The 6,775-nt window shown below is 66.2% G+C and carries 6 protein-coding genes; 4 read left to right on the plus strand and 2 right to left on the minus strand.

All coding sequences use genetic code 11. The features are described 5' to 3' along the window. Nucleotides 1–257 precede the first annotated feature (257 nt). Nucleotides 258–1,772 (minus strand): DUF3375 domain-containing protein, encoded by a 1,515-nt coding sequence (locus FFS52_RS23270; protein WP_137811059.1) that lies wholly within the window; start codon nucleotides 1,770–1,772, stop codon nucleotides 258–260. 124 nt (nucleotides 1,773–1,896) lie between these two features. Here FFS52_RS23270 and FFS52_RS23275 point away from each other — a divergent pair, with 124 nt between their 5' ends. Next, nucleotides 1,897–3,012: an alpha/beta hydrolase gene (locus FFS52_RS23275; RefSeq protein ID WP_137811060.1), complete on the plus strand. Its 1,116-nt coding sequence runs from the start codon at nucleotides 1,897–1,899 to the stop codon at nucleotides 3,010–3,012. A 432-nt stretch (nucleotides 3,013–3,444) separates the two neighbouring features. On the opposite strand, the gene FFS52_RS23280 is transcribed toward FFS52_RS23275, so the two are convergent. Beyond that, complete coding sequence (locus tag FFS52_RS23280) at nucleotides 3,445–4,131, minus strand: ZIP family metal transporter (RefSeq protein ID WP_137811061.1); 687 nt, start codon at nucleotides 4,129–4,131, stop codon at nucleotides 3,445–3,447. 596 nt (nucleotides 4,132–4,727) lie between these two features. On the opposite strand from FFS52_RS23280, the gene FFS52_RS23290 reads away from it, so the two are divergent. The 3 genes from FFS52_RS23290 (at nucleotide 4,728) to FFS52_RS23300 (ending at nucleotide 6,673) form a co-directional block, all read left to right on the plus strand. After that, nucleotides 4,728–5,252, plus strand: a complete 525-nt coding sequence (locus FFS52_RS23290; RefSeq protein WP_004019804.1) for an MSMEG_0572/Sll0783 family nitrogen starvation response protein — start codon at nucleotides 4,728–4,730, stop codon at nucleotides 5,250–5,252. A gap of 100 nt (nucleotides 5,253–5,352) precedes the next feature. Beyond that, complete coding sequence (locus tag FFS52_RS23295) at nucleotides 5,353–6,264, plus strand: carbon-nitrogen hydrolase family protein (RefSeq protein WP_137811062.1); 912 nt, start codon at nucleotides 5,353–5,355, stop codon at nucleotides 6,262–6,264. Beyond that, nucleotides 6,257–6,673: an MSMEG_0570 family nitrogen starvation response protein gene (locus FFS52_RS23300; RefSeq protein ID WP_137811063.1), complete on the plus strand. Its 417-nt coding sequence runs from the start codon at nucleotides 6,257–6,259 to the stop codon at nucleotides 6,671–6,673. The genes FFS52_RS23295 and FFS52_RS23300 overlap by 8 nt, the downstream gene beginning before the upstream one ends. Nucleotides 6,674–6,775: the final 102 nt, after the last annotated feature.

Genomic DNA, 6,775 nt, shown 5'->3' on the forward strand with positions numbered 1-6,775 from the left:
ACAAAACGAAGAAAGACATCCTCCGCTGCCTCAAGCGCTACATCGCCCGCGAAGTGTTCCGCGACCTCACCACTGACCTCGGAGCACTTGACAAGCTATAGGACCCTCTCGCTGCGCTCGCACCTCAGGGAGCAGGGGGTCGTCGGCTCGCACCTCAGGGAGCAGAGGGTCGTCCGCGCGCACCTCAGGGTCGCCCTTCGTGGCTCGCTGCGCTCGCACCTCAGGGAGCAGTTGGTCGGCCTCAGGGGGCAAAGATGTCATTCGGCGTCGACCTCCGCAGTCGGAATCGGTTCGGTGAAGGTCAGGTCGGGAACTTCGATGGCGTGGTCGTCGCCGATGAGGGACCGGAAGCGGACGGTGGTCATCGGTACCTTCTCCCCTGCCGTTTGCTGTTTCGAGGCCCACGACCACAGGACGATGACGTGCGCTAGGTATGGCTCTTCGAGTCCCTCGATGACGTCGGTGAGGGCGACGGGTCCGGTGGCGACCGCGGCATTGACGGTGTCGGTCAGTTCGGTGGTGTCGACCTGACCGGACAAGGAGGCGAACGAGGTGAGGTCGGCGTCGAGGGTCGCCGGGAGTGCGGGTGCGGGCGGGACGTGTTCGCGGATCTCGAAGGCGAGGCGTCCGATGGAGTTCACCGTCGGCGCGGCCAGGGGTAGCTCGTAGCCGATGCGACGGTCCGCAAGCGACGTCTTGAGCAGTTCGTTGGCGGTGGCCAGGGCGTCGTTGAGCTGGCGGGCCAGACCGCGGCTCTGCTCGAGCGTGCCGGACGCGACGAAGCGTCGGATACGGCGTGCACACCGCTGCCGGGTGCGCCCGACCTCCGCCATCTGCTGGGTCACGAGGCCGAAGAAGTTGTCCATCACCGACCGCAGGCCCGCATCCATGCCCGGGAAGCTGGCGATGATCGTCTCGATGTCGGACTTCAGGCGCGCGCGACGCTCCGGATCCTGTATCAGGTGCGAGAACGCCTGGTACGACGCGGACTGCGGCGAGTCGAGGAGCGCCTCGTAGTCGTCGAAGAGCTGGCGCTGGCGGTCGCGGTAGGCGAGGTCGGAGTCGCCGGGGTCGTCGAGCAGCGCGGTGGTGATGCGGTCGAGCATCGTGCCGTACTGACCGATGTCGGAGATGATCTGCTCCATCTGGTAGCCGATGGTGCGGGCGGCGTCCTCGGCGACTCGCAGGTCGACCGGGGGCCGTCGGCCGGCGTCGAGGTCGGCGAGTTCGGCGTCGAGGTCGGACATCTGCGCCTCGATCTCCGAACGGATCTGGTCGGGGTCGTTGCTGACCTGACCGGCCACGCGTCGAAGCTCGGCGGCGATACCGGTGATGGATCCGCCGGTGGCGATCGAATCCTCACGGCGTTGACGTCGCATGAAGTCCAGGACCGACCGCGCCTCGCTGGTCAGATGGCAGAGGTTGGGGGCGTGTGGGTCGCTGGTGTCGGTGACGCGGTGCAGCCAGCCCTGCCGAGCCCACAGTTTGACCAGTTCGAGGCCGGTGGCCTGGTCGGTGAGGTCGAGGTCGGCGAGGTCGCGGTCCAGGCGCACCGTCAGCTCGGTCTCCGACAGTTTGGCGCCGTAGTCGAGGTGACGTTCCATCAAGGTGACGTAGAGAGCCGAGTTGGTTGCCGCGAAGAGTCGTCCCACCGCCGACTTCTGGATCGAGCGGTTCGATTCCCACGCGTCGGCCAGCGTGACCTGCATGGACTCGGCGCCGCTCGATGCGCCGGGGGCCTCGACCGGAGCCGGGAAGGCTGAGAACTCCATCGCCGCCTCACGGGGATCTCGGGGACTAGAGGACCCGGGTAGTCTGCCACGCCTGGTGGCCGCCGCCCCACCCGGTGGGTCGCGTGTCCAGCCGGGCGTCGGCACTCTCGTTACCCTGAGCGGCATGGTGATGGCTGATCGTCCGGAGGTCCAGACCGCGTCGGCGCCGGTGACCGCGCTGACCGTCGTCGGACTCGCGCAGAGCATGATCAACGGCCTCGCGCGGGTGCCGTTCCGCAAGCCGTGGTCGGGCCCGTCCGGGCTGCTCGACAACCTCGGCCAGTCTGTCACCCGCCAGACCATCCGCGCGTTCATGGGCTACTCGATGGGACTGCCGATCGAGGAGTTCCGATCGATGGAGAAGATCCTCGACGACGTGTGCCGCGTCGTGATGCCGCCCTTCGTCGAGCTGACCGACGGCGTCGAACTCACCGACGACATCGTCGGCGGCGTACCCGGGCTGTGGTGCCGATCCAAGGCCAGCTCCGACGCTTACGTCGAGGACGGTGAGGAGAAGGAGGAGATCGGCGCGACGGTGGTGTACCTGCACGGCGGCGGATACATCGGCACCTCGCCGATGATGTACTCGGCGTTCGCGTCGTCGCTCGTGCGGATCTCCGGCCACGAGGTCTTCATTGCCGACTACCGGATGGCGCCCGAATTTCCGTTTCCCGCAGGCGTTCACGACGCCGCCGATGTTTATCGCGGACTCCTGGGACGTGGCGTCGACCCGGAGCACATCATCGTCGCCGGCGACTCCGGTGGCGGTGGGCTTGCGGCGTCGCTGGTCACCTATCTTCGCGACCACGACCTGCCGCGGCCGGGCGCCCTTGCGCTGTTCTCCCCCGAGATCGACCTCGACCTCGACCATCCGTCGATCACCGACAACGCGCCCTACGACATCCTCCCCTGGAGTATCCCGGTCACGCCTTACCTGCATGGCGTCCAGCCGAATGACGCGCGGGTGTCACCGATCAACGGTGAACCCGATCCGTCATGGTTCCCGCCGACGTTCGTGTGCTGGGGCGGCAGCGAGATGTTCCGCGACGGCATACGCGACTTCGCGGCACGGCTCGAGGCGTCGGACGTGACCACCCACGCCATCGAAGAACCCGGCATGTTCCACGTCTTCCCCATCCTCATGCCGTGGGCCGAGGCGTCGAAACGCGTGTTCCGGGCGTTGTCGGAGTTGGCAGATGGGCATGTCGAAGGAGACCCGGAGGCTGCGCAGACGCACTGAGGGGTGGTGTTGCGCCCTTTGTGCCTCGTCGACCTCTACGCGCTCCTCCGTCGCTTGCTCGGCTCGGCGGCTTGCGCCCCCTCGCACCTCAGTACTTGCGGCCTGCCGGCCATCGTGGACGACGAAGGACCTGCCTCGAGGCTACGGGCCGCACCTGCTTTGGGACCGCCTCATCTTCCAGCCGGGGAAGCTATACCAGCACGCGCGAATCGAGCTCAGACAGCGCGCCTGTCTCGCGCGCACTACCCCGTTCGTGACCAACAGACTTCAACTCGACTCCTGGACTTCGATCGAAGTCCATCGGTCGAGTTGAAGTCTGCCGGTTGCCCGACCGGACCGTCGATCTCGCCGTTCTTTCCAACTAGGGAGCAGCGGTTTGCGGACTTTCGGATCAGGGCGAAGAGCGTCGCTCAGTTCGTTGGTGACGCTCACTCACCCAAGGACGAACGCGAGCAGGAAACCCGCCGCGGTCGCAAGGCCGACCCACCAGCCACCCTCACGGTAGGCCTCCGGCATCAACGAGTTGGCGAGCACGCCAAGCGTCGCGCCGCCGGCGAAGGCCTGGACGACGCTGATCACGGTCGTCGGGATGGCGTCGGCCATCGCGTAACCGCCGACTGTGACGGCAACGAGGACGACGGCGGTGAACGTCCACATCGCGAGCGCCGAGCGGCCCGAGGCGTCGTGCTCGCGGCGCATCAACGACGCGCCGCTCACCGCTTCCGGGACGTTGCCAACCGCGATCGCCACCACCAGCACGAGCGAGCCACCCGCAGTCAGCGAGACACCGAGCGCGGTGTTCTCCGGTACGCCGTCGAGGAAGACGCCGATCATCAGTGCGGGACCAATCGCCGTGGATCCGAGCTTGGTCTCGACGAGTCGGTCGGCGACGACATAGACCGCGGTCCCGGAGAACAGCGCGACGGCTGCGACGCCGGTGCCGGCCTGCGTGAAGGCGGGCTCGAAGAGTTCGGTCGAGACCGCCGCGATCATCGTGCCCGCGCCGAACGCCATCAGCGTCGCCAGGATCGGATTCGGCAAGTCCCAGCGCAGACCGATCGCAGCACCGACCGCGATCGGGATGGCAGTCGCGAGGCCGTACAGAACCGCGGTGAGCATGAGGACAAGGTTGCTACGTGTCGCGGGCGATGGCGAGTGTGGCGCGCAGAGGTGTGGTGGGTGGGTTGGGGAGACCCTTCGTGACGGCCCTCCGCAAGCTCCGGGCCTCCTCAGGGAGCAGGGGGTGCATGGCCCTCCGCAAGCTCCGGGCCTCGCCAGGGATCAATGGGGGTCGCTTCGCTCCTCAGGCAGCGAGCACGCTGAAGTATCTGCAATCCGACAGGTCACAGAATTGCGGATACCTCGATGGACCGTCGTCAGGGGCGAGGGATACACTGGGTCTCGTCCGACGAACCGGTCAGACCCCCGACCCGACCGGTTCGTCGGATTTTTCATGTGTCGGGCACGCCTGGTCCAGTCGGTCGACCGACCAGGGTCGTGTTACGCGAATCCGGGTTTTCTTTATTCCGCCGGAAACCATTCGGTAATCGATGGCGAGTGAACTAAGTGTCGTAGCAAGCAATAGCTACTCGATGAGACCGGATCTCCGGTCGAACCACTCTGGGCAATGATGCCCGATCCACCCCCGCACGTCGAGCCGCCATGCGGCCGATCACTCACAGACACTGTCTCGTCTCGCCATCCCAGGAGTTCTTGTGCCTTCTTTCGACGAAACCATCACCGAGAACATCGCCGCGTCGTTGGCGGAGATCCCACACCCCTCACTTCCCAAGGGCTCCAACATCTATGGCGGAACCAAGATCTTCCCGGACTACCAGGCCGAGAACGGTGAGTCGTACTTCACGCTCGTGCACGGCATCGCCCACGAGTCGTCGGTGTCGTTCGTCGCCGTCCTGCAGGCCACTCGCGCGCTCCGCAAGGGTTTCGAGTCGGCAATGTACTTCTACGGACCTGGTGCCATCAATTGCCTTGCCACACGCGGCTTCCCGACGACGGGCGACTCCGGATTCCCGGGCGAGCAGAACATCAACAACTCGCTCGAGACCTTCATCTCCGAAGGCGGCACCGTGTTCTGCTGCCGCTTCGGTCTCGCGCTACACGGCGGACGTGAAGAGGACCTGATCGAAGGCGTCATCCCGGCACACCCGCTCGACGTCCAGGACGCACTCATCCACTACGCACGCAAGGGCGCGATCATCAACTCGACCTACATGGTCTGAGCTCGGTCCAGAAATGTTGGGCGGGAGTGGTTTCGACACGGCTCGTCGCTACGCTCCTCGCCTGCTCAACCAGCGGAATATCACCAACTTTGGGAATCACATGACCACCATCGGAACCGTCGCGGCGAACTTCACCCGCGATCTCGAGCAGAACTACGCGACGATCGAACAGTACGTCGCCGAAGCACGGACGCGGGGCGTCGACTTCCTGGTGTTCCCGGAGGCGGCGATCGGCGGATACCTGTCGTCCCTGGGCAACCACGGCGACACCCAGAAGAACAGCGCCCGATCGTTGCCGCCGGCGATCTCCCTCGACGGTCCCGAGATCGCTCGGGTGCAGTCCATCGTTGGAGATCTAGTGGTGGCGATCGGGTTCTGTGAACTCGGCGAGGACGGCGAGACCCGCTACAACGCTGCCGCCGTCCTCGACGGCAACACCATCTACGGCAGCTACCGCAAGGTGCATCAGCCGCTCGGCGAGAACATGTCGTACTCGTCGGGCACCGGCTACGACGTCTTCGACACGCCCGTCGGCCGGATCGGCCTCCAGATCTGTTACGACAAGGCGTTTCCCGAGGCTGCCCGGATCATGGCGCTCAAGGGAGCCGAGATCATCGCCAGCCTGTCCGCCTGGCCGGCGGCCCGCACCGCGACGGCGGAGAACCTGCAAGAAGACCGCTGGACCTACCGGTTCAACCTCTTCGACACCGCCCGTGCGCTGGAGAATCAGGTGTTCTGGGTCGCGGCCAATCAGAGCGGTACCTTCGGGTCGCTGCGCTACGTCGGCAATGCCAAGATCGTCGATCCCGGTGGGAACATCCTCGACACAACACTTCTCGGGAGCGGCCTGGCCGTCGCCGAGGTGGACATCGCGGAGAGCTTCACCGCCATGCGGGCCGGCATGTTCCATCTGAGGGACCGTCGGCCTGAGGTGTACGGGATGCTCGTCGAGGCCGACACCGATACCGACACCTCGGCGGCCTTCGCATGGCGGGACCTCGCCCATGCCTGAGATGACCGTCCAGGTGCGCTGGCCCGACGGCCTGCTCCGCCAGTACTACTCCCCCAGCCTCGTACTGCACGACCACCTCGCGCCGGGTACGTACCGCGTCGACGACTTCCGGTCGCGGGCCACCACCGCGCTCGACGAGGCCAGCGCGCGTGTCCGTGCCAAGTACGGATTCGCCTGCACGTCGGCCGCGGCGTCGGCGGAGGAGATCGTTATCGACGCCTCTCGGCATTCCAATTCGGCTGAGGTCGAGGTGGTGTCGATGTACCCGCCGTTGCCGGGTCCGGAAGTGGCTTCGACTCGGGGCGTCGCTTCGCTCCGGCCCGGCTCAACCAGCGGTGGGGGCGCGGGCGTCGCGGATGCGGGGGTGGCTTCGACTCGGGGCGTCGCTTCGCTCCGGCCCGGCTCATAGCTCCTATGTCAAGCGGCGGCGGGTGTTGGGTTGTCGGCTTTGCGGGTGCGGGCGTGGTGGTCGGTGGTGAGGTGGTTGTAGACGACGCGGGCGAGGCGGCGT

Source organism: Gordonia sp. ALPHA1B1, from assembly GCF_005502615.1.
Classification (GTDB): domain Bacteria; phylum Actinomycetota; class Actinomycetes; order Mycobacteriales; family Mycobacteriaceae; genus Gordonia; species Gordonia hongkongensis.

Coding starts and splice junctions, on each gene's coding strand:
- FFS52_RS23270 (WP_137811059.1), bottom strand. CDS start 1,772: ATGGAGTTCTCAGCCTTCCCGGCTCCGGTCGAGGCCCCCGGCGCATCG.
- FFS52_RS23275 (WP_137811060.1), top strand. CDS start 1,897: ATGGTGATGGCTGATCGTCCGGAGGTCCAGACCGCGTCGGCGCCGGTG.
- FFS52_RS23280 (WP_137811061.1), bottom strand. CDS start 4,131: ATGCTCACCGCGGTTCTGTACGGCCTCGCGACTGCCATCCCGATCGCG.
- FFS52_RS23295 (WP_137811062.1), top strand. CDS start 5,353: ATGACCACCATCGGAACCGTCGCGGCGAACTTCACCCGCGATCTCGAG.
- FFS52_RS23300 (WP_137811063.1), top strand. CDS start 6,257: ATGCCTGAGATGACCGTCCAGGTGCGCTGGCCCGACGGCCTGCTCCGC.